Origin of the sequence: Sphingomonas sp. TF3, assembly GCF_003985085.1 — a bacterium.
GTDB lineage: Bacteria > Pseudomonadota > Alphaproteobacteria > Sphingomonadales > Sphingomonadaceae > Sphingomonas.
The window spans coordinates 88,896-110,885 of the sequence record NZ_RWKS01000013.1 but is presented as its reverse complement, the minus strand read 5'-3'; the positions used below and the strand labels follow the sequence as shown (position 1 = coordinate 110,885).

Below are 21,990 nucleotides of genomic sequence, written 5' to 3'. Positions count from 1 at the left end.
CTCAATCCATCGCCACATGGACAGGTTCGTCTCCGACCTTGGGGGCCGCCGGGCGTTGCAGCAGGAACACCAAGGGGATCGAGCCCAGCGTCAGGATCATCATCAGCTTGAAGTCGTCGAGATAGGCGACCATCGCTGCCTGCTTGTTGACGATCGCGTCGGCCATCGCCAGCACCGTATCGGTAGCTCCGCCCGTGATCGAACTCACCACCGGATCGTTGGCCACCAGGCCGGGATCGGGGATATGCTGACCGATCTCGGAATGCGCGGTCTGGATGTTGCGGGCAAGCAACGCAGTCACCACCGAAATGCCCGCCGAACCGCCAATGTTGCGCGACAGATTCATCAAGCTCGACGCCTCGGTACGATAACGGGGATCGAGCGTCCCGAAGGCGGTGATATTGAGCGGGATGAACACCAGCCCAAGTCCGATCCCCTGCACGAAGCCGGTGACGATGAAGGGTTGCTGCCCCATTTCGAGCGTCCAGCCCGTCATGTCATAAAGCGACCAGGCAGCAATGAGCAGTCCGGTGCCGACCATCATCCGCGGATCGACCTGGCGCTTCATCAACTGCCCGGCGATATACATCGAACCGACAATGCCGATCCCGCGTGGCATGAGCAGGATACCTGCGGTCAACACCGGATAGCCGTAAAGCTGCTGCAGCATCGGGGGGAGCAAGGCGAGCGTCGCTGTCATCAGTACGCCGAGCACCAGCATGAAGCCGACGCCCGTCAACAGATTGCGATTGAGGAACAGAGCCCGATCGAACATCGGATTTCTGGCGGTGAACAACTGGACGAAGAACATCCATGCGCTCGCCAGCGCGACCATGCCCTCGGTCCACACTTCCCACGAGCTGAACCAGTCCTGCGTCTGCCCCCGGTCGAGCATCAACTGGAAAGCGCTGATCGCCACCGCCAGCATCGAGAAACCGAAAATGTCGAACCCGCGCTTGGTGATGTCGCGCGAGGGCAACAGCGCCCACAGGATAAGGAAGCAAGCGATACCGATCGGCACATTGACGTAGAAGCACCAGCGCCAGTCGTAATTGTCGGTCAGCCAACCGCCGATCACCGGCCCCAAAATCGGCCCGACCATGATGCCCATGCCCCAGATCGACATCGCCGCCGCCTGTTTGGAACGCGGGTTGATATCCATCATCACGGTCTGGCTGAGCGGGTTCATAAACGCCGCCGCGACACCTTGCAGCACGCGGAAGATCACCATTTCGGGCAGGCTGCTGGCAAGACCGCACAGCATCGAAGCGATCACGAAACCGACCACCGCGCCGAGGAACAGATTGCGCGACCCGATCCGGTCGGCGAGCCAGCCGGTCAGCGGAATCGCGACCGCCGAGGCGACGATATAGCTGGTCAGCACCCAGGTGACGGTGTCGGACGTGGCGCTGAGCGAGGCCTGCATGTGCGGCAGGGCCACATTGGCGATGGTCGAATCGAGGATCTGCATGATCGTCGCCGCCATCACGCCGATCGTCAGCAGCGGACGATTGCTGGTGTGGAGCGCGGCGCGCTCCTCGAGCGGCACCGCCTCCTCCGTCGAGGGGATGCGGGCGAGGCGGTCGGCCTCGCCCGCATCGGGATTAGCAGTGGCCACTGCGCACATCCACGGTGACGTTGGCGCTGAGCCCAGCGATCAGCGGCCGTTTGCTCGCCTGGTCGATCGCGATGCGCACCGGCACGCGCTGCGTCACCTTGACCCAATTGCCCGTCGCATTCTGCGCCGGAAGCACCGAGAATTCAGAGCCGGTGCCGGCACCGATCGACTGAACATGGCCCTTCAGTTTCAGGCCATTATAGGCATCGAACTCGACCTCGGCGGGTTGCCCGACGCACATCTTGTTGAGTTCGGTTTCCTTGAAATTGGCCTCGATCCACGCTGGGTGGTTCGACACGATGCTGACCGCAGGCAGACCGACGATCATCATCTGGCCGACCTGAAGCCGATCCGACTGGCTGATCGTGCCCGACACCGGTGCGTAGACCGAGGTGCGCCGCAGATCGAGCGCAGCCTTGTCGCGCTGGACCGTTGCTGCCTGGACCGCAGCGGGCACGCCCGATCCATCGGTGCCGCTGCCAACTTGCGTGCGCGCCTTGGCCGCACTGGCATTGGCGGTCGCCAGCCGCGCCTTCGCCGCCGCGACTTGCTGCGCCGCCGCATCGAAGCTGGCGCGCGTGGTGAAGCCCTGCTTCATCAGTGCGGCCTGGCGATCATAGGTCGCCTGGGCGAGTGCGATATCGGCCCTGGCGCTGGAAATATCGGCGGCAGCACCGCCACTGTCGGTCGCCAGCGTGCTCACTTGCACGCGCGCCGTCGCAATCGCGGCATTGGCCTGCGCCAAAGCGATGCGATACGGATCTGGATCGATCTGGAACAGCAGGTCGCCCGCCTTGACCGGCTGGTTCTCGCGCGCGTTGATCTGGACGATGCGCCCCCCGACGTCGGACGAGACCGAGACCTTGTCCTGCTGGATATAGGCGTTGTCGGTCGACACGAAGCGTCCCGCCGTAAGCCAGAAATAGCCCGCGATCGCGATCAGCAGCAACGGTACGCTGACCATCAGCAAGGGTCGCAACCAGGCACGCCGCTTGACCGGCGTTTCGATCATCGTGCCGGGCGGCGGTGAGATCACCACGGTGTCGGCCGCTGCGCTACGGTCGATCTTGGGGTCTGCGTCAGCCATTGGCGACCTCATTGGTTTTATCCGGGGAAGAAAGGTTGCTGTGGATGCGCTGGAGCGTGGCCATCACCGCATCGTGTTCGGCCGGAGAAACGCCCTCCAGCGCGCTGCCAAGCATCACCTCGGCAATGTGCCCCAATTCTTCGAGTAAAGGGCGGGCGCGCTCGGTCAGGAAGATTTGCCACGCGCGTCGATCGGACGGGTCGCGCCGCCGCTCGACCAGGCCAGCCTCCTCCAGCCGATCGATCATGCGGCACAAGGTAATCGGTTCGACCTCCAGCAAATCGGCCAAACCGCCCTGATTGATGCCTTCGCCGCGCTGGAGAAACTTGAGCACGCGCCACTGCGTGCGCGTCACGCCGATCAGCCGTGCCCGCTCATCAAAGCGCCGCCGCATCAGGCGCGAGACGTCGCTGATCAAAAATCCAATCGAATCCTGCATGGTGTCCATATAATAAGTATGCTTAGATTATCCATAGTCTTCTTTGCTGCATTGCAATAAGTTTGCGCAACGGGATTGGTTCCGTTGCAAAATTCCCTGTTGCGGAGGCACGGCGCTGTGCCAGATAGGCGCATGACCAGCACACGCCCCGCCCCGATCGCCGAACTGACTCTCCGGGGTGTGTTGCTCGGCGGCCTGATCACGCTGCTATTCACCGCCGCCAATGTCTATCTCGGGCTCAAGGTCGGGCTGACTTTCGCGACCTCGATCCCGGCCGCCGTCATCTCGATGGCGGTGCTGCGGCTGTTCAAGGGCGCGACGATCCTCGAAAACAACATTGTGCAGACGGTGGCGAGTGCTGCGGGCACGCTGGCGGCGATCATCTTCGTTCTGCCCGGGCTGGTGATGATCGGTTGGTGGCACGGCTTCCCGTATGTCCAGACCGCGATGATCACCGCGACCGGCGGCATATTGGGCGTGATGTTTTCGGTCCCGCTACGCCGCGCGCTCGTGGTCGATACCGACCTGCCCTATCCAGAGGGCGTCGCCGCCGCCGAAGTACTGCAAATCGGCGCAGGCTCGCGCGAGGGCGCCGCCGAGGCACGCACCGGGCTGTTCGTGCTGATCTGGAACAGCATCGCGTCGGCCGGGTTCGCGATCTTCACCCAGACCAAGATCATCACCGATACCGCTGCCACCACCTTCCGCGTCGGCGCGGGCGCAACCGGCATAGCAGGCAGCCTGTCCTTCGTCTTGCTCGGCGTCGGCCATCTCGTCGGCATTTCGGTCGGCGCGGCGATGGGGCTGGGGCTGGTGATGGGCTGGTTCGTGTTGGTGCCGCTGCTCACTGCCGCGCATCCGATGCCCGGCGACATGGCCGCCTGGGTCAATACGATCTGGAAGGGCGATGTGCGCTTCTTCGGCGCGGGGTTGATCGGCATTTCGGCGATCTGGACGCTGGTGAAGATCGCCGGCCCGGTCATCGGCGGCGTGCGCTCGGCGCTGGCGGCAAGCGCCGCGCGCGACAAGGGCGAGACGCTGGCGCTGGAAGAACAGGATTTGCCGATCGTCTGGGTGGCAGGGGTCGCGCTGCTCACGCTGCTGCCAATCGCCTGGCTGTTGTGGGACGTGATCGCGGGCGGCGCGCTGGTCGGTTCGGCGGCGCTGCTGATCGCAGGCGCACTGGTGTTCGTGCTCGTCGCCGGGCTGATGATCGCGGCGGTGTGCGGCTATATGGCGGGGCTGATCGGCGCGTCCAATTCGCCCGTCTCAGGCATCGGCATCCTCGCAGTGATCGGGTCTTCGCTGATGCTGGTCGGCCTATTCGGCCAGCATCCGGGCGCCGACACCACGCGCGCACTGATCGCTTATGCGCTGATCGTCACCGGCATCGTGTTCGGGGTCGCCACCATTTCCAACGACAATCTGCAGGACCTCAAGACCGGCCAATTGGTCGGCGCGACGCCGTGGAAGCAGCAGGTCGCCTTGATGATCGGCGTAGGGTTCGGCTCGCTCATCATCCCGCCGGTGCTGAACGTGCTCAACAGCGGGATGGGCTTTGTCGGCGTGCCCGGTGCCGGGCCGAATGCGCTCGCCGCGCCGCAAGCCGGGCTGATCTCGGCACTGGCCAAGGGCGTGCTGTCGGGTGACGCCAATTGGCGGATGCTGGGCTATGGCGTGGCGGCAGGCGTCGTGCTGATCGCGCTGGACGAAGCGCTCGGGCGGTTGAAGCTGTTGCGCCTGCCCCCGCTCGGCGTGGCGCTCGGCATCTATCTGCCGATGTCGGTGATCCTGCCGACGGTGCTGGGCTCGGTGATCGGCTGGTTCTACGACCGCTGGGCGCGCACCACCGCCAACCCCGAAGTGGCCGAGCGCATGGGCACGCTGACCGCAACCGGCCTGATCGTCGGCGAAAGCCTGTGGGGCGTGCTGTTCGCGCTGATCGTATGGGCCAGCGGCAGCGATGCGCCGCTCGCGCTGATCGGAAAAGGCCATGAGACGGCGGCGCTGGTCAGCGGGACGGTGCTGTTCCTGGGGATTGCGGCGGTGTTGTACCGTCGGACCATCACCGTTTCGCGGTAAGCGAGCGTCAAAGACGAGCTTATTCGGTCTCGCGGTCGCCGTAATCGGGCGGGATGCGATAACCAACGCGCTTCTGCAACAGCACATCGCGACCCGCGACATACGCCCAATTCGCAATTGCCAAGACCATTACAACCAGCGGCCACAAAGGTGCGGCAGAGGTAGGCTGCCCGAAAAAGCCCATTCCGGCTACCGTGAACGCCAGCAAAAACACACTTATCCATCGTGCTTTTGACAATAGCCAATATCGATAATCGAAGCTTGTTGCGTAGGCACCCATGCGGGTTACGCCAAGCCAATCCCAGAGCGGAACGACAACAACTGTAAAAAGCACAACCGACAAGAATTTCACGTCGGTTGCGCTCCTTACATCGCCGCGAGCAGCGTGCTGATCTTGATGAACGCGAACGCGACCGAGCTGTCCGCCACGCCATACGGCACGAACAGCGTGTCGCCGTGCCGGATCGCGCCGCAGGTGTAGACGACGTTGGGCACATAGCCCTCGCGGTCCTGGTCCGCCGCCGCCAGGATCGGCTCAGGCGTGCGCCCCAGGACCTTGGACGGATCGCGTTTGTCGAGCAGCACCGCGCCGATCGCATATTTGCGCATCGCGCCGACGCCGTGGGTCAGCAGTAACCAACCTTCGTCGAGCTCGATCGGCGGGCCGCAATTGCCGATCTGCACCAGTTCCCACGGGAACACCGGCACGAGCAGCTTCTGCCCCTCGTCCCAATGCGTCAGCGTATCGGATTTGAGCAGGAACAGATTCTCGCCGTCCTGCCGCCCGATCATCATATATTGCCCGGCGACCTTGCGCGGGAACAGCGCCATGCCCTTGTTGCGCGCGGCCGGCCCCGTCATCGGCACCAGATCGAACGCGCGGAAATCGCGCGTGCGCAGCAATTCGGACTGGATCGTCGAGCCATTATAGGCGGTGTACGTGCCGAGCCATTCGACATCGCCATTGTCATGATGAAACTGGACGAGGCGCAGATCTTCGAGCCCCTTGGACTGCGCCGCCGTGATCGGGAAGATAACAGTGCCCGACAGCGTCGAATCGCGATGGCGATAGACCGTGATCGGTCCCTCGGGCAGCGTTTCCTCATCCAGCCCGACCGCATCGGTCGCGGTGGCGAAGGGCGGCTCGGGCGCGAGCTTCAATTGATTGTCGTCGGTGATGATACCTTCGCGGAAGGCGACCGAGGAGATGTGCCCCTCCCCCACCGCGCGCAGGCTCATCAGGATGCGCTGCGACCCGGCCGGCATGCCCGACTGGTCGAAATGCGGCACCGCGCTCGGGTTCATCAGCGCGGCGGCAGCATAGCTATATTCGTGGCAGAAATAGGCACCGATCAACTGGCGCTTCTCATCGCCAATCTCGCTGCCGTCGATGCCGAGCATATCCTCGATCTCGTCATAGCGCGTCATGAACACGCGGCGCGTCTGCCAGTGGCGCGCCTCGAAATCCTTGAGCACCAGTTCGAGCTGCGCGCGCGTCTCGGCAGAGTCGAGCGCCATCACCGCGCTGACGATCCGCTCCGTCCGGTTGCCGCCATTCCCGCCCCACGCGAGATGGAACGGCCGCACCACGACTCGCGACGGGTCGGCATGAAGCCGCAGGGCATGTTGGAACAAATCGATCACGGTATAAAAGCCTCGCGTAACGCCTTCGCGGCGTCACGAGCGAGGCTACGCGACGGCGCTCCGCGGTCCTGCCACGCTTTCCGCCCGCTTTGCCAGCCCAGAAATGGTGCAACCGGACAATTGCAGCGCCAAAATCGACTCCGCGCCCTGATTTCGGTTCAAACCGGTCGGCATGAGGCCATCGAAGCAACCGCCGTCCTGCACGGTGGCAAGCGGCAGGTCGAGATCGTTCTGGCCGAGATACCAAAGATAGGCCCGTTGTGCCTCGGCCACCCAGCGATGGTCCCCCGACGCGTCAAAAGCGGCACTGCAAGCGTCGATCGTGGCTTGCGCCTCCAGCGGCTGCTGGTCGAACTGCAACGGCTCGGCATAGACCCGCCCGAAACTCTCACTGCCCACCGCACGGAAGCGCCCCTCTGGCGATGTCTGTTTGCCGACGATCCAATCGAGCGTACTCAAACCGCATTTGACCATGTCTTCGCGGCCGAGCGAGTGCCCTGCCCTGATCAATGCCTCGGGCAAGCGGGCGTTGTCATACGCCAACACGATTTCGAACCATTCCCATTCGGGACGCCGCGCCTCTTCAAGCAGCCCGCACAGTTCCTCGCCAAAACGCGCCAAGATGGTGCGCGCCAGCGCATGGCCCGGGAAAGCATCGAGGATGGCCGCAGCGCCCAGCATGGCAAAGGCATGCGAGCGCGGCGAGCCAAGTTCGAGCGACAGCGACGCCGTCATGTCGAACATCGACACGGCCCAATGGCGATGCTTGGCCAGCTGCGCATCGCGCGCGGTCACGCCCAGCGCCCACAGCGTGCGGCCGTTCGAATCTTCCGACCCGAAATCCTCGCACCAGGTCCGGTCGAAATTCATGAAATTCCGAAAACGTCGAGCCTCCGGATTCCAGGCATATTGCAGGAACGACGCGTAAATCGTCATCCATTTGTCCCGCTCGCCTTCATCCATTGTCGGCATTTGGCTGACCAGCATGAGCGCGCGGGCGTTGTCGTCAATGCAATAGCCATGGCGGCGATCGGGCACGGAGTAGATCGAGTGCTGCAGCATGCCCGTCGAATCGCTCATGCGCTCAACCGCCGAAAAATCGGGGGCCAACGGGCTCAGCGACAATGCAACGCTCTGCAACCGTTGCGGCTTGGCTGCCACCATCTGCACGATCTCGCGCATGGCGACCTCGGCGAGACGCGGCCAGATCATCGTCCGGCCCCGCGCATACGCACGTTCCGACAGCTTCAGGCGATTGCGGTCGCTGCCGAGCAGGGCGTTGATCTCGCATGCAAAGGCCGCAGAGTCGCCAAAATCGACCAGCACGCCGTGACCATCGCCGAGAATTTCGGTGGCATGGACATAAGGCGTCGAAACCACCGCCTTGCCGACACCGACTGCATAGCTCAGCGTGCCGGAGGTGATCTGCGCCGGGTTGAGATACGGCGTCGCGTAAATATCGGCCGCCTGCAGGTAATCGATCAGCTCGTCATGTTCGAGAAAGGCGTCGATGAACTCGATATTGCGCCCGACGCCCAATTTCGCCGCCAAAGCCTTGAGCCCGTCGCGATATTTTTCACCTTCGTGCGCGACCAAATTGGGATGCGTCGCCCCCAGTACCGCATAGAGCACATTGGGATGCTGCTCGGCGATCGCAGGCAATGCCTCGATCATGACTTCGATGCCCTTACCCGGTGCCAACAGGCCAAAGGTCAGTACCACCTCTCGCCCCGCCCAGCCAAAGCGCCCCTTCAACGATTCGGGATCGACGAAGTCACGATCCGGCACGCCATGGGGAATCATCACCACGTTGCGCCCGCTGGCACCGTATACCCGCTCGAGAATTTCGCGCCCGCGCTCGGCCATCACGATCACACGTGCTGCGCGGCGTAGCAGGCCTTCCATGACCCGACGCTGGTCGGCATCGGGCTTTTCGAGAATGGTATGGAGCGTGACGATTACCGGGATCGACACACGATCGAGCAGCGCGAGGATGTGTTCGCCCGCCGGGCCGCCAAAGATCCCATATTCATGCTGCAACCACAGCGCCTGCGCCCCGCTCGCCTCGATCGCGCGTGCGGCATCGAGATAGGCCATACGGTCCTGATCGGGGATGCTGCGGGTTACTTCGGGGGGATAGTCGTATCGCCCAGGATGGTCGTCCATCGCATAGACATCGATCTGCAGATCGGGGAAGCGGCCCTTCAGCGCCGTAAAGGTATCCGTAGTATAAGTCGCAAGGCCGCATTTCCGCGGCAGGAAATTGCCCACCAAAGCCAGGTGATCGATTGGGGTCACGCCATCCGCCTGTTGCATCATGCTCGCAATCCTCAAAAAATCAGGGCGCTTGCCCTTTGAATACCTCCAACGAACGGCCAAGTTTCAATATGGTTGCACAGATGTTGCATTGCAACGCGGGGAATTGCGCTGATCGAAATCAACCTTGCGGTGAGATGAACGAATCGCTCGCTCAGCCGCGCCCACGATACCCCTGAACCTCCTGCGGCGGCAGCCACAAACCCTCAGGAGGCGCGCCCGATTGCCAAAACACATCGATGGGAATGCCGCCGCGCGGATACCAATATCCACCGATTCGCAGCCATATCGGCCGCATTTCCCCGAACAGACGCTCGCCGATACCGACGGTGCAATCCTCGTGAAATGCCTGGTGGTTGCGAAACGAGCCCAGGAAGAGCTTGAGCGATTTCGATTCGACGATGGTGTCGGCAGGCGCATAATCGATGACGAGGTGCGCGAAATCGGGCTGGGCCGTAACCGGGCAAAGCGACGTGAATTCAGGCACCGCAAAGCGCACCAGATACGTGCGCCCCGGCCGCGGGTTGGGAACATAATCCAGCACGGCTTCGTCAGGAGAAGCCGGGAGCGCGCTGGTCTGGCCAAGATGTTTCGGAGTCATGAGGCCGATATAGGGATAGAAGGCGCGTGCGTCATCCCGGTGGCTCGACGGCGTGCCTGCAGCGGGCTAGGGACGGACAAAACAAGGAGACGATACATGGACTCGCTGGTGACGACGGAATGGCTCGCAAACGAGCTGGGCGCGAACGATCTGCGCATTGTCGATGCGACCTATTTCGCCGGCTTCGGTGATCGCGATGCCGCTGCCGAATATGAAGCGGCGCACATTCCGGGCGCGGTGTTCATGGATCTGGCCGAAATCGCCGATACCTCCAGCGACCTGCCCTCGATGCTGCCGAGCGCCGAAAAATTCGCCAGCCGGATGCAGTCGCTGGGTCTCGGCGATGGTAGCCGCATCGTCCTCTACGACAACTCGCCTTACCACACCGCAGCACGCGCCTGGTTCATGCTGCGGACCTTCGGCGCGCACGATGTCGCCATCCTCGATGGCGGTCTGGCCAAATGGCAGGCCGAAGGTCGCGAAACCGCGTCGGGCAAGGAGCAGCTGCGCCACCGTCACTTCACCGTCTGGGCCGATGACAAGGGCGTGCGCACGCTCGACCAGATGAAAGCCAATGTGGAAAGCGGCGCGGAGCAAGTGCTCGATGCGCGCTCGGCGGCACGTTTCACCGGCGAAGAGGCCGATCCGCGCCCGGCGACGCATCCCGGCCATATTCCGGGCTCGAAGAATCTGCCGGTCGGCCAGATCTTCAACGAAGACGGCACGTGGAAGACGGGCGACGCACTGAAGGCCGCGTTCGAAGGGGCCGGGATCGATCTCGACAAGCCGCTCGTTACCACGTGCGGCTCGGGCATCACCGCCTCGGCGCTGGCGTTCGGCGCGCATTTGCTCGGCAATGAAGCTGCGGTCTATGACGGCAGCTGGTCCGAATGGGGCGCAGACCGCACCACACCCAAGGCGACCGGCGCGGCGTGAACGACGATCGCGACTGCCCGAAGGGCGATGCCACCCGTGTCGTAGCAGCGGGGCGGCGCAAGGAATGGACGCAGGGGATCGTCAACACGCCGGTGTGGCGCGCCTCGACGATCCTCTACGATAGCGTTGCCGATCTCCGCGCCGCCGGTACCAGCAATACGCACCATCGGCTGTTCTACGGGCGCAAGGGCACGCCGACGCAGTGGAGCCTCGCCGACGCGCTGAACGAACTGGAACCCGGCGCGGAGGGCACGTTCCTATACCCCTCAGGGGTCGCCGCGATCGCAGCGGCCTTGTTGTCGGTGCTCTCGCCCGGGGACGAGCTGCTGCTGCCCGATTCGGCCTACGACCCGACCCGATCGATGGGCACCGGCCTGCTCAAGCGGATGGGAATTTCAACGCGCTTCTACGATCCGCTGATCGGTGGTGGGATTGCCGACTTGATCGCCGAGAATACGCGCGCGATTCTGCTCGAAAGCCCAGGCAGCCTCACCTTCGAGGTGCAGGACGTGCCGGCAATCGTCGCCGCAGCCAAGGCGCGGGGCGTGACGACCTTGCTCGACAATACCTGGGCGACGCCGTTGTTCTTTCCTGCAATCGCCCACGGCATCGATCTCTCCATCCTTGCCTGCACCAAATACGTCGTCGGCCATAGCGACGTGATGCTCGGCTCGGTCACCGCCGCCCCGGGGCATTTCGCGCGGCTGCGCGACACCAGCTTCCAACTCGGCCAGATCGCCAGCCCCGACGATTCGTGGCTTGCGTCGCGCGGCCTGCGCACCATGGCGGTGCGGCTGAAACAGCATCAGGCGAGCGCGCTGGAAATCGCGCATTGGCTGAAGCAGCGGCCCGAGGTCGCTGCCGTGCTGCATCCGGCGCTCCCCGATTGCCCCGGCCACGAAACCTTCCTGCGCGACTTTAAAGGCTCCTCCGGGCTGTTCTCCTTCGTCCTGAACGGCGGCAATGAAGCCGCCCGCGCGGCGCTGATCGACGGGCTGGAGCATTTCGGGATCGGCTATAGTTGGGGCGGTTTCGAAAGCTTGGCCCTGCCCGTCGATCCGCAACGGTATCGCAGCGTAACCAAGCGCGCTCATGCTGGCCCGATCGTTCGCCTGCAGATCGGACTGGAGGATCCGGTCGACTTGATTGCCGATCTGGCAGCGGGCCTGGAGCGATTTTCAGCGTCTCGCTGAAAGCATCTCCTGTTGCTGAAGCGTTGCTCGACTGTTGCTGAGTTACAACAACCGGTGCCGAACCGGTCGTAAAACCTCAAAATTGAGTTGTGCAGTGCCGCATGAACGGTCAATTATTCTGCGTTACCGGTTAGCGGCGCGGGGGGCATTTCCTGCTCCTGACAGATGCACGCACCGGTAGAAGCAGGCGGGGACAGTCGCATTTTCGAAAGGGAAACGATGCGCTTCTCCACAACCACGCTCGGCGCGCTCTTGCTCGCCGCTTCCGCCACCCCTGCCTTCGCGCAGGAAACCGCGCCACCACCGCCGATCACGATCAACGCGACGGCGGCCGTTGTTACTGATTATCGGTTCCGCGGCATTTCGCAGACCGACAATAACGCGGCGATCCAGGGCTCGATCACCGTCACCCACAAATCGGGCTTCTATGCCTCGGTCTGGGGGTCTTCGATCGATGACTATGTCACCGTCGCCGGCACCGGCCACCAGGAAATCGATCTGATCGCGGGCTACAGCCACACGATCGGCGGCATCAAGCTGGATGGCGGGATCCTGTACTATTTCTATCCCAAGACCAAGCTCGCGGGCGACAAGAGCAGCTCCGACTTTGTCGAGCCGTATTTCGACATTTCGACGACGCTTGGGCCGGTGACCGCCAAGACCACGGTCAACTATGCCCCGAAGCAAAAGGCGCTGGCGCTCGATCAGGGTGCGAGCGGCAAACTCCAGTCGCGCGACAACGTCTATCTCGCCGACGATTTCACCGTCGCGATCCCCAAGACACCGCTCGGCCTGACCGCGCATGTCGGCCATAGCTTCGGTCCGAGCTGGCTTGCCACCGATTCCAACGGCAAGAAGGGCTATACCGACTGGGCATTGGGAGCCACGGCAACCTACAAGGTGCTGACGCTCGGCGTGTCCTATGTCGATACCGACGCCAAGTTCCTCTCGGCGACCAAGAACGTCAGCAAGAGCGGCGTGGTCGCCACGCTGACCGCAAGCTTCTAAACGCTCCAGCGCACCAACAAAAAGGCCGCGTACCGGGCATCCGGTACGCGGCCTTTTTGGTACTGTTCAGGCGCTTATTTCGGCGTGGCGGCCTTGGCGGATTGCCCGTCGCCTTCGGGGGCGGCCACGACGTCGCGCGTCGTTGCGCCCTTGTCGACCACGGTCGTGCCGGGATCGCCGACCGACGAACGGATGCCGGGATCGTCGCTATCGGCACCGGCGGCGACCACGGTGGCTGCCTCGCCCGGGCTACGCTGTGCCGTGCCGCCGAACAGCGCGTCGAGCGCCTGCGCATTGGCGCTGACATCGTTGGCGCGCGCCGCACCCGGCTTTGGCGGGGTCAGCGAGAAATCGGGCGGGATCACCAGCGGTGCCTGACGCGCCACCGCGAACTCGTCGGGGCCGCCGCGCCCGCCACGGCCATGGGCACAGCCCGAGGCGAGCGCCACGATCGCCAAGCTGGCCGCGGAGAGAAGAATCGACTTACGCATGGATGTTCTCCGTTGGGCCATGTTCCGCCCCAGAATTTTTGCCCGAATCCCCGGTCGGCTTATCCCGTACCAGAAGCGCGCGCGCGAGCAAGATCACGACGCCGATCGTAATCGCGGCATCGGCGACATTGAAGACCAAAAACGGCTGCCACGCCCCAATATGGAAATCCGCCCAATCGACGACATAGCCCAAGCGGATGCGGTCAACGATATTGCCCGCAGCGCCCCCCAGCACCAGGCCCAGCGCCATCTGGTCGGCACGGTTCTTCTCCCGCAGCAACCACACCAGCACGCCGAGCGCAATCGCCCCGGTCATCGCCACCAGCAGCCACCGCATCGTAGCGGTGTCGGCGTGCAACAGCCCGAGCGACACGCCTTGATTGGCGACGAAGCGCAGGTTGAAGAACGAGGTGACGTAATAGGCATCGCTCAAAAAGTTGAGCTTCAGCACATCGGTAATGCCATATTTCGCGGCCTGATCGACCACGAACAGAGCGGCGGCGGTGGCAAAACCAGCGATAGGCAGCTTCATGCGACGACTCCCGCGCAACGGTCACACAGATCGCGGTCCACCGCGACCTCGGGCAAATGCCGCCAGCAGCGGCCGCATTTGTGGAAATCGGTGCGGGAAACGGTGATCGCCTCACCCGTCGTCACCTTCGCGACGATGAACAACTCGGCCAGTGCTGCGGGCGACAGCATTGCCTCGGGCACTACTACCTCGGCCTCCAGACTGGAGCGCACGATCTTCTCGCGCCGCAGCGGCTCGATCGCTTCGGTCACCTGCGTGCGCAAAGCGCGGACCGCAACCCAATGCGCCGCGTCGACGTCCGCCACTGCAGGCACCTCCGGCCATTCGAGCAAATGCACCGAGCCGTCCTCGCTCGGGAAGCGATCCTGCCACACTTCCTCGGCGGTGAAGCACAGCACGGGTGCGGCATAGCGCACCAGCGCGTGGAACAGCGTGTCGAACACCGTGCGGCAGCCGCGCCGCTTGGGATCATCGACGCCGTCGCAATAGAGCGAATCCTTGCGGATATCGAAGTAGAAGGCCGACAAATCTTCCTGCGCGAATTCGGTCAGCAGCCGGACATAGCTGTTGAAGTCATACACTTCGACCGCCGCGCGCAGCTTGGCATCCAGCTCGGCGAGCAGATGGAGCATGTAGCGCTCCAGCTCGGGCATGTCCGCGACCGGCAGGCGCTCGGCCTCGTCAAACCCTTCCAGCGCCCCCAGCAAATAGCGGAAGGTGTTGCGCAACTTGCGATATTGGTCGGAGACCCCGTTCAGGATTTCCTTGCCGATGCGGTGGTCCTCGGTGAAATCGACCGACAGCGCCCACAACCGCAAGATATCCGCGCCCGATTCCTTCATCAGGTCGAGCGGGTTGATCGTGTTGCCGAGCGACTTGGACATTTTCATGCCCTTCGCATCCATGGTGAAGCCGTGCGTCAGCACCGCATCATAGGGCGCGCGCCCGCGCGTGCCGCACGCTTCCATCAGCGAGGACTGGAACCAGCCGCGATGCTGGTCGGAGCCTTCGAGATAGAGATCGGCCGGCCATTGCAGATCGGGCCAGCGCCCGCTTTCCAGCACAAAGGCATGGGTGCAGCCGCTGTCGAACCACACGTCGAGAATGTCGGTGACGCGCTCATAATCGGCGAGCGTGTAGTCGGCCCCGAGCAGATCCTGCGCCGCCTCTTCGCTCCACGCATCGACGCCCTGTTCGCGCACAGCTGCGACGATGCGGCGGTTGACCTCCGGGTCGACCAGATACTGGCCGGTCGTGCGGTTGACGAACAGCGTGATCGGCACGCCCCAGGCGCGCTGACGGCTGATCACCCAATCGGGCCGCCCGGCGACCATCGCGGTGATGCGGTTCTGGCCCTTGGGCGGATACCAGGTCGTCGCTTCGATGGCAGCGAGCGCGGTGGAACGTAGCGTATTCTCTTCTGCTCCCCTCCCGCCCGCGGGAGGGGTTGGGGGAGGGAAATCAGCAGCGAGCGCAGCGTTCGCGGCACCGCCCTCCCCCAGCCCCTCCCGCAAGCGGGAGGGGAGTTCCTGATCCATCGGAATAAACCATTGCGGCGTCGCGCGGAAAATCACCTTCGCCTTAGACCGCCACGAATGCGGATAGGAGTGCGCAAAATCATCGCTAGCCGCGAGCAACGCGCCGACGCCGCGCAGGTCAGAACAGATCGGCCCCTCGGCGGACACGAACTTCTTGTTGATCACCGATCCCTGCCCACCGAGCCACGCCCAGTCGGCGCGATACATGCCCGCGCCATCGACCGCGAAGACCGGATCGATGCCGTATTGCTTGCACAGCAGGAAATCGTCCTCGCCATGGTCCGGCGCCATATGCACGAGCCCGGTGCCGGCCTCGGTGGTGACGAAATCCCCCGGCAGGAACGGTCGCGGCTTGGCGAAGAACCCGCCGAGCGCGTGCATCGGATGGCGCGCGGTGGCGCCTTCGAGCTGCGAGCCCGAATAAACCGAGGTGCGTCGATCGCGTCCGAATTCGCGAGGCAAAAACTCACCCCGGACATTTCTATCGTCAACAACTTCGATGCCCTGCACGACATCGTCAGGGTTCATGCGAGCGAGCTCGACTGCGGCGCTTCGACCAGCAGAGTTGGGTAGCCGTGAGAGCTCCGCCTGCAGTCGATTGCGGAATTGCGGCAGCAAAGCACGTGCGACAAGGAACTGCCGCCCAGCCCAGGTCGGCATCTCAAATTCAACGCTGACGTCACCTTCCTGATAGACGTCTGCGACGACCACCCAATACTCGATCTCCGGCCCATAGCTCAGCGCCTGGTTCACCGGGATCGTCCACGGCGTCGTCGTCCAGATCACCGCATGTGCGCCGACCAGTTCGGGTGCGTTCGGCGCTTCCACGATCTCGAACGCCACGTCGATCTGCGTCGACACGACATCCTCATATTCGACCTCGGCCTCGGCGAGCGCGGTCTTTTCGACGGGCGACCACATCACCGGCTTGGCCCCGCGATAGAGCTGGCCGCTTTCCGCGAACTTCATCAGCTCGCTGACGATCGTCGCTTCCGCTGCAAAATCCATCGTCAGATAGGGATGGTCCCAATCGCCATTGATGCCGAGCCGCTTCAACTGCTCGCGCTGCACATCCACCCAATGCTGCGCATAGGCGCGGCACTCGGCGCGGAATTCGTTCGCCGGAACTTCATCCTTATTGCGCTTCTTGGCGCGATATTGCTCCTCGACTTTCCACTCGATCGGCAGGCCGTGGCAGTCCCAACCGGGCACATAGGGCGCATCCTTGCCGAGCAGGGTCTGCGTGCGGCACACCGTGTCCTTCAGGATGTGGTTGAGCGCATGGCCGATATGCATGTCGCCATTCGCATAAGGCGGGCCGTCGTGCAGGATGAACTTCTCACGGCCCCGACGCGCTTCCCGCGTTTTCTCGTAGAGGTTCATCGCCTGCCACCGCGCGAGAATCCCTGGCTCTTTGGCGGGCAGGCCGGCTTTCATCGGAAAGTCGGTCTTCGGCAGGAAGACGGTGTCGCGCCAATCTCGTTGGGCGTCGCGGGCGGGCGTGGTGTCTGAAGTGTCGGTCATTTGATGCGGCCTTAGCGTGAAGCGGCCCCTGTCGAAAGCCCCCTGCAAAGGCCTCCTCCCGTCACCCCGGCCCTGTGCCGGGGTCCACCGTCGATCCTTCCCAACCATCTGTAGAAAGCACGGCACGGTGGATGCCGGGACAAGCCCGGCATGACGGGGAAAGCTACCCCGTCACCAATTCCACACCATGCCGGTCGCGCTGAACGGCTTGGGTTCCATCGGTGGCAGAGTGGCGTCGTTGAGTTCGCATTGCCACAGGCCGACATCGATCCAGCGGCCTTCCTTATACCCGACCTCGCGCAGCACCCCGGCGCGGCGGAAGCCGACCGATTCATGCAGCCGGATCGAATGCTCGTTTGGCAAGGAAATCACGCTGATCGCCTGGGTAAATCCCTGCGCGCGCAGCGTATCGATCAACGCATCGTACAAATGCCGCCCATTGCCGCGCCCCTGCGTCCCCGTCTCCAGATAGACCGAGGTCTCGATCGTGTAGCGATAGGCCGGGCGGTCGCGGAAGGCCGAGGCATAAGCGTAGCCGCGTACAGGGCCGCCCTCGCCTTCGGTCACCACCAGCCACGGATACAACCCGCCCGAGGCCGCCATGCGCTGCCGCATCGTCTCGGCATTCGGCGCGGTCAACTCGAACGAGACGGTACCGCCTTCCACATAAGGCCGATAGATTTCGGCGATCACGCCAGCATCTTCAGGCGTCGCCGGGCGAACCGCGATCGGGCGCGGTGCGGGATCGACGCTCACAGGCCGAACCGCGCGAGCACGAGCGTCAGCAACGTCGCATCGCCGGGTTGCGGCTGCGTTCCGCCCAGCCCGTCGCATTCGAGGCAGCGCGCCTGGATCGCCGCCCCCGTGCCGATCCGCTTCACATCGCCCAGCGCGCGCGCGAACACCGCGCGCCGCTCCGTCGCCATCCGCGTGAAGGCATCGCCCGCGCTCGCATCGTCATCCTTGTTCGAATCCAGGATTTGCGCGATCAATTGCATGAAAGCGCTCGGCTTTTTCTCCAGATATTCGGCATGAACGTCGGTCGCCTTCAACCCGGCGCGCTTGGCGGCTTCGTCGATCGCGTCCTGCAAGCCACCGAAACGATCGACCAGCCCGATCTGATGCGCCGTGCCGCCATCCCAGACGCGGCCCTGCCCGATCTCGTCGACGCGCGCCGGGGTCAGCTTGCGCGCAGTGGCGACGCGCGTGATGAACTCCTGATAGCCATTCTCGATCCCCGCCTGGAAGATCGTGTCGGTCTCGGCATTGGTGCCGCCGTAAATGTCCGGCTGCCCGGACAGCGGCGTGGTGCGCACGCCATCGGTGGTGAGGCCGATCTTTTTGAGCGTGTTCTCGAAAGTCGGGATGATGCCGAAGATGCCGATCGAACCGGTGATGGTGGTCGGCTCGGCGAAGATCACGTCGCCCGCCGTCGACACCCAATAGCCGCCCGACGCCGCCAGCGAGCCCATCGAGATGACGACCGGCAGCTTCTGCGCCTTGGCTTCCAGGATCGCGCGCCGCATGTCTTCGGACGCAAGCGCCGAACCGCCCGGTGAATCGACCCGCACGACCAGCGCCTTCAGATCCTTCTTGGCCAGGGCATCGAGCAACGCCTTAGACACCGTATCGGAGCCCACGCTGCCGCTCTTCGATTTGCCATCGATAATGTCACCCGCAATCGTCAACACGCCGATCTTGGCACCGTTCGTCGGCAGCGGGTTGGCTGCGACATAGGCGTCATATTTGATGGTCTTGAAGGTGCCCGGTGCCTTGCCCGAATCCGCGCCCGCCAGCTCGGCAACGCGCTTTCCGAAATCGAGATGGCTGCCGAGCTTGTCGACGATGCCCGCTTCGAGATTGGCCTGCGCGATGTTGCCCTTGGCGGCGGTGATGACCGCGCCCGGCGTCGTCAGAAACGGCGTGACCTTGGCCTTGGGGCGCGCTTTGGCCACGGCCGCCTGCCAATTGGCGAACAGCACCTGATAGAGCTTCTCCACTTCTTCCTTGGCCTCGGGCGAGGCGTCGGTACGGGTATAAGGCTCGACGAACGACTTGTATTTGCCGACGCGGTAGACGTGCGCGTTGATGCCGAGCTTGTCGATCAGGCCCTTATAATAAAGCTGGCTGCCGCCCGGCCCCATGAACAGCGTGCCGCCCATCGGGCTCATCCACACTTCGCTGGCATTGGCGGCGAGGCGGTAGCCGCTGTCGGTATAGGCAGTCGCATAAGCCAGCACCGGCTTGCCGCCGTCGCGCACGCGCCGGATCGCATCGGCGACTTCGTTCAGCGCTGCGGGATAGCCCCCGCCGAACGCGTCGAGATCGAGCACGACCGCCTTGACGCGGCTGTCCTTGCCCGCCGCATCGAGGCTGCGCACGACATCGCGCAGGCGGAATTGATGCGGCGTGCCGCCACCACCGAGGCTGGCAAACGGATCGACCTCGGCGGGCTGCTCGACGATTGCGCCGTCGAGTTTGAGCAATAAGGCCCCGTTTCCGATTGCCGCCTTGCCCGGCCGCGCGGCCAGCGCGCCGAAGAGCAAGCCAAAGAACAGCAGCATCGCGATCAGCACAAGACCGTCCTTGATGCCGACGAGAATCTTCCACGCGCCCCGTACGAGTTTCACTTGGCCGCTCCTTGATTGGCGGAAATACCGCCCTTGGCTAGGGCAACGCGTCCGTCGAGTAAATGCGTGTTGCACGACCAACACGCATTATTTTTGTGGCGGGAGCGCGGTCGCGACCGGTTGACGATGCTCGGTCGCGACATCATATGCGCCGTGCTGGCACTCACTCCATGCGAGTGCTAACAGACGTTCAATATAAAGGGACTTCACGCATGACCTTTCGTCCATTGCATGACCGCGTCCTCGTCCGCCGCGTAGAGGCAGAAGAGAAGACCGCAGGCGGGATCATCATTCCGGAAACCGCCAAGGAAAAGCCGCAGGAAGGCGAAGTCGTCTCGGTCGGCACCGGCGCGCGCAACGAAGCCGGTGAAATCCACCCGCTCGAAGTCAAGGCTGGCGACAAAATCCTGTTCGGCAAGTGGTCGGGCACCGAAGTCAAGATCAACGGCGAAGACCTGTTGATCATGAAGGAAAGCGACATCCTCGGGATCGTCGGCTGAAGCTCTTGAGCTCCTGCGCAGGCAGGAGCCCCGAGCCCAACGCTCTGCCCTCCATAATTCTGGGTTCCCGCTCCCGCAGGAACGCAATCAAACAAAGGATTAGCCATCATGGCAGCCAAGGACGTAAAATTTTCGCGTGACGCACGCGAGCGCATTCTGCGCGGCGTGGACATCCTCGCCGACGCGGTGAAGGTTACGCTGGGGCCGAAGGGCCGCAACGTCGTGATCGACAAGAGCTATGGCGCACCGCGCATCACCAAGGACGGCGTTACCGTCGCCAAGGAAATCGAGCTCAAGGACAAGTTCGAGAACATGGGTGCGCAGATGCTGCGCGAAGTGGCCTCGAAGACCAACGACATCGCCGGCGACGGCACGACCACCGCGACCGTTCTGGCGCAGGCGATCGTGCGTGAAGGCATGAAGTCGGTTGCGGCCGGCATGAACCCGATGGACCTGAAGCGCGGTATCGACCTCGCCGTCATCGAAGTCGTCAAGGACCTGCAGGCGCGCTCCAAGCCCGTCGCCGGCACCAAGGAAATCGCCCAGGTCGGCATCATCTCGGCAAACGGCGACACCGTCGTCGGCGAGAAGATCGCCGAAGCGATGGAAAAGGTCGGCAAGGAAGGCGTCATCACCGTCGAGGAAGCCAAGGGTCTCGAATTCGAGCTCGACGTCGTCGAAGGCATGCAGTTCGACCGTGGCTATCTCTCGCCTTACTTCATCACCAACCCGGAAAAGATGAACGTCGAGCTCGCGGATCCCTACATCCTGATCCACGAGAAGAAGCTGTCGAACCTGCAGGCGCTGCTCCCGATCCTGGAAGCGGTTGTTCAGTCGGGCCGTCCGCTCCTCATCATCGCTGAGGACATTGAGGGTGAGGCTCTGGCCACGCTCGTCGTCAACAAGCTGCGCGGCGGCCTGAAGGTCGCAGCGGTCAAGGCACCGGGCTTCGGCGATCGTCGCAAGGCGATGCTCGAAGACATCGCGATCCTGACCAAGGGCGAGATGATCTCGGAAGACCTCGGCATCAAGCTCGAGAGCGTCACGATCGGCATGCTCGGCACCGCCAAGCGCGTCACGATCGACAAGGACAACACCACCATCGTCGATGGTGCTGGCGACCATGACGCGATCAAGGGCCGCACCGATGCGATCCGTCAGCAGATCGAGCACACGACGTCGGATTACGACAAGGAAAAGCTGCAGGAGCGTCTGGCCAAGCTGGCCGGCGGCGTTGCAGTCATCAAGGTCGGCGGTTCGACCGAAGTCGAGGTCAAGGAGCGCAAGGATCGCGTCGACGACGCTCTCCACGCAACCCGCGCAGCTGTCGAAGAGGGCATCGTCCCCGGCGGCGGCACGGCGCTCCTCTATGCCACCAAGGCCCTTGAGGGCATGAAGGGCTTCAACGACGACCAGACCCGCGGCATCGATATCGTCCGCAAGGCGCTCTACGCGCCGGTTCGCCAGATTGCGGCGAATGCGGGCCATGACGGTGCGGTGATCTCGGGCAAGCTGCTCGAGGGCAACGATCCGACCCAGGGCTTCAACGCGCAGACCGACAAGTATGAAAACCTCGTCGAGAGCGGCGTGATCGACCCGACCAAGGTCGTTCGCACGGCACTTCAGGACGCGGCGTCGGTTGCCGGCCTGTTGATCACCACCGAAGCGGCGATCAGCGAACTGCCGGAAGACAAGCCCGCCATGCCGATGGGCGGCGGCGGCGGCATGGGCGGCATGGGCGGTATGGATTTCTGATCCGAAGGGCGGGCCGTGGCCATGCTGGCCACGGTCTCGCCCCGAGGACGGGCGGAGGGTCGGCGGCAATGCCGTCGAACCCGCCCGACGAAAGGC

At 63.5% G+C, this 21,990-nt stretch carries 18 protein-coding genes; 6 read left to right on the top strand and 12 right to left on the bottom strand.

The window, feature by feature from the left end:
- Position 1: 1 nt before the first annotated feature.
- Genes EJC47_RS13315 through EJC47_RS13305 form a run of 3 tightly spaced genes read right to left on the bottom strand, consistent with a single transcriptional unit; the run spans position 2 to position 3,153 of the window.
- The gene (locus tag EJC47_RS13315; RefSeq protein ID WP_231564918.1) at positions 2 to 1,627 is read right to left on the bottom strand and encodes a DHA2 family efflux MFS transporter permease subunit; all 1,626 of its coding nucleotides are present in this window, start codon (positions 1,625 to 1,627) and stop codon (positions 2 to 4) included.
- Complete coding sequence (locus tag EJC47_RS13310) at positions 1,605 to 2,705, bottom strand: HlyD family secretion protein (protein ID WP_126848351.1); 1,101 nt, start codon at positions 2,703 to 2,705, stop codon at positions 1,605 to 1,607. Before EJC47_RS13310 ends, EJC47_RS13315 begins: the two co-directional genes overlap by 23 nt.
- Positions 2,698 to 3,153, bottom strand: a complete 456-nt coding sequence (locus EJC47_RS13305) for a MarR family winged helix-turn-helix transcriptional regulator (RefSeq protein WP_126848349.1) — start codon at positions 3,151 to 3,153, stop codon at positions 2,698 to 2,700. The genes EJC47_RS13310 and EJC47_RS13305 overlap by 8 nt, the downstream gene beginning before the upstream one ends.
- 123 nt (positions 3,154 to 3,276) lie before the next feature.
- Here EJC47_RS13305 and EJC47_RS13300 point away from each other — a divergent pair, with 123 nt between their 5' ends.
- Complete coding sequence (locus tag EJC47_RS13300; RefSeq protein WP_126848347.1) at positions 3,277 to 5,226, top strand: OPT family oligopeptide transporter; 1,950 nt, start codon at positions 3,277 to 3,279, stop codon at positions 5,224 to 5,226.
- A gap of 19 nt (positions 5,227 to 5,245) precedes the next feature.
- On the opposite strand, the gene EJC47_RS13295 is transcribed toward EJC47_RS13300, so the two are convergent.
- From EJC47_RS13295 to queF, 4 genes are all read right to left on the bottom strand, one after another.
- Positions 5,246 to 5,578: a hypothetical protein gene (locus tag EJC47_RS13295; RefSeq protein ID WP_126848345.1), complete on the bottom strand. Its 333-nt coding sequence runs from the start codon at positions 5,576 to 5,578 to the stop codon at positions 5,246 to 5,248.
- Positions 5,579 to 5,592: 14 nt separating this feature from the next.
- Complete coding sequence (locus EJC47_RS13290; RefSeq protein ID WP_126848343.1) at positions 5,593 to 6,870, bottom strand: glycoside hydrolase family 130 protein; 1,278 nt, start codon at positions 6,868 to 6,870, stop codon at positions 5,593 to 5,595.
- Positions 6,871 to 6,915: 45 nt separating this feature from the next.
- Positions 6,916 to 9,189: a glycosyltransferase family 4 protein gene (locus tag EJC47_RS13285; RefSeq protein ID WP_126848341.1), complete on the bottom strand. Its 2,274-nt coding sequence runs from the start codon at positions 9,187 to 9,189 to the stop codon at positions 6,916 to 6,918.
- A 151-nt stretch (positions 9,190 to 9,340) separates the two neighbouring features.
- On the bottom strand, positions 9,341 to 9,787 hold the full coding sequence (gene queF / locus EJC47_RS13280) for a preQ(1) synthase (RefSeq protein ID WP_126848339.1): 447 nt from the start codon (positions 9,785 to 9,787) through the stop codon (positions 9,341 to 9,343).
- A gap of 96 nt (positions 9,788 to 9,883) precedes the next feature.
- Between queF and sseA the strand changes: the two genes are divergently transcribed.
- The 3 genes from sseA to EJC47_RS13265 all read left to right on the top strand — a co-directional run bounded on the left by sseA (position 9,884) and on the right by EJC47_RS13265 (position 12,924).
- Positions 9,884 to 10,723 (top strand): 3-mercaptopyruvate sulfurtransferase, encoded by an 840-nt coding sequence (gene sseA, locus EJC47_RS13275; protein WP_033963698.1) that lies wholly within the window; start codon positions 9,884 to 9,886, stop codon positions 10,721 to 10,723.
- Complete coding sequence (gene metC, locus EJC47_RS13270; protein ID WP_260591572.1) at positions 10,678 to 11,916, top strand: cystathionine beta-lyase; 1,239 nt, start codon at positions 10,678 to 10,680, stop codon at positions 11,914 to 11,916. Before sseA ends, metC begins: the two co-directional genes overlap by 46 nt.
- A gap of 219 nt (positions 11,917 to 12,135) precedes the next feature.
- On the top strand, positions 12,136 to 12,924 hold the full coding sequence (locus tag EJC47_RS13265) for a TorF family putative porin (protein WP_126848335.1): 789 nt from the start codon (positions 12,136 to 12,138) through the stop codon (positions 12,922 to 12,924).
- A gap of 74 nt (positions 12,925 to 12,998) precedes the next feature.
- Here EJC47_RS13265 and EJC47_RS13260 read toward each other — a convergent pair whose 3' ends face one another.
- From EJC47_RS13260 to sppA, 5 genes are all read right to left on the bottom strand, one after another.
- Positions 12,999 to 13,415, bottom strand: coding sequence for a DUF3035 domain-containing protein (locus EJC47_RS13260; RefSeq protein ID WP_126848333.1), 417 nt, complete (start codon positions 13,413 to 13,415; stop codon positions 12,999 to 13,001).
- Positions 13,408 to 13,947: a signal peptidase II gene (lspA, locus tag EJC47_RS13255; protein ID WP_126848331.1), complete on the bottom strand. Its 540-nt coding sequence runs from the start codon at positions 13,945 to 13,947 to the stop codon at positions 13,408 to 13,410. Before lspA ends, EJC47_RS13260 begins: the two co-directional genes overlap by 8 nt.
- Entirely contained in the window at positions 13,944 to 17,009 is a 3,066-nt protein-coding gene (locus EJC47_RS21380; RefSeq protein WP_126848329.1) for an isoleucine--tRNA ligase, read from the bottom strand. The genes lspA and EJC47_RS21380 overlap by 4 nt, the downstream gene beginning before the upstream one ends.
- A gap of 171 nt (positions 17,010 to 17,180) precedes the next feature.
- Positions 17,181 to 17,765: a GNAT family N-acetyltransferase gene (locus tag EJC47_RS13245; RefSeq protein WP_033963696.1), complete on the bottom strand. Its 585-nt coding sequence runs from the start codon at positions 17,763 to 17,765 to the stop codon at positions 17,181 to 17,183.
- Positions 17,762 to 19,639: a signal peptide peptidase SppA gene (gene sppA / locus EJC47_RS13240; protein WP_033963695.1), complete on the bottom strand. Its 1,878-nt coding sequence runs from the start codon at positions 19,637 to 19,639 to the stop codon at positions 17,762 to 17,764. Before sppA ends, EJC47_RS13245 begins: the two co-directional genes overlap by 4 nt.
- A gap of 212 nt (positions 19,640 to 19,851) precedes the next feature.
- On the opposite strand from sppA, the gene groES reads away from it, so the two are divergent.
- Together groES and groL are read left to right on the top strand one after the other, a co-directional pair.
- Positions 19,852 to 20,139, top strand: coding sequence for a co-chaperone GroES (gene groES / locus EJC47_RS13235; RefSeq protein ID WP_010404457.1), 288 nt, complete (start codon positions 19,852 to 19,854; stop codon positions 20,137 to 20,139).
- Between the two features lie 108 nt (positions 20,140 to 20,247).
- Positions 20,248 to 21,894: a chaperonin GroEL gene (gene groL / locus EJC47_RS13230; protein ID WP_126848327.1), complete on the top strand. Its 1,647-nt coding sequence runs from the start codon at positions 20,248 to 20,250 to the stop codon at positions 21,892 to 21,894.
- Positions 21,895 to 21,990 lie beyond the last annotated feature (96 nt).

What these genes read in the sequence shown, in the direction of transcription:
- EJC47_RS13315 (WP_231564918.1), bottom strand. Translation starts at nt 1,627, where the DNA reads ATGTGCGCAGTGGCCACTGCTAATCCCGATGCGGGCGAGGCCGACCGC.
- EJC47_RS13310 (WP_126848351.1), bottom strand. Translation starts at nt 2,705, where the DNA reads ATGGCTGACGCAGACCCCAAGATCGACCGTAGCGCAGCGGCCGACACC.
- EJC47_RS13305 (WP_126848349.1), bottom strand. Translation starts at nt 3,153, where the DNA reads ATGGACACCATGCAGGATTCGATTGGATTTTTGATCAGCGACGTCTCG.
- EJC47_RS13300 (WP_126848347.1), top strand. Translation starts at nt 3,277, where the DNA reads ATGACCAGCACACGCCCCGCCCCGATCGCCGAACTGACTCTCCGGGGT.
- EJC47_RS13285 (WP_126848341.1), bottom strand. Translation starts at nt 9,189, where the DNA reads ATGATGCAACAGGCGGATGGCGTGACCCCAATCGATCACCTGGCTTTG.
- queF (WP_126848339.1), bottom strand. Translation starts at nt 9,787, where the DNA reads ATGACTCCGAAACATCTTGGCCAGACCAGCGCGCTCCCGGCTTCTCCT.
- sseA (WP_033963698.1), top strand. Translation starts at nt 9,884, where the DNA reads ATGGACTCGCTGGTGACGACGGAATGGCTCGCAAACGAGCTGGGCGCG.
- metC (WP_260591572.1), top strand. Translation starts at nt 10,678, where the DNA reads ATGGGGCGCAGACCGCACCACACCCAAGGCGACCGGCGCGGCGTGAAC.
- EJC47_RS13265 (WP_126848335.1), top strand. Translation starts at nt 12,136, where the DNA reads ATGCGCTTCTCCACAACCACGCTCGGCGCGCTCTTGCTCGCCGCTTCC.
- EJC47_RS13260 (WP_126848333.1), bottom strand. Translation starts at nt 13,415, where the DNA reads ATGCGTAAGTCGATTCTTCTCTCCGCGGCCAGCTTGGCGATCGTGGCG.
- lspA (WP_126848331.1), bottom strand. Translation starts at nt 13,947, where the DNA reads ATGAAGCTGCCTATCGCTGGTTTTGCCACCGCCGCCGCTCTGTTCGTG.
- EJC47_RS21380 (WP_126848329.1), bottom strand. Translation starts at nt 17,009, where the DNA reads ATGACCGACACTTCAGACACCACGCCCGCCCGCGACGCCCAACGAGAT.
- groES (WP_010404457.1), top strand. Translation starts at nt 19,852, where the DNA reads ATGACCTTTCGTCCATTGCATGACCGCGTCCTCGTCCGCCGCGTAGAG.
- groL (WP_126848327.1), top strand. Translation starts at nt 20,248, where the DNA reads ATGGCAGCCAAGGACGTAAAATTTTCGCGTGACGCACGCGAGCGCATT.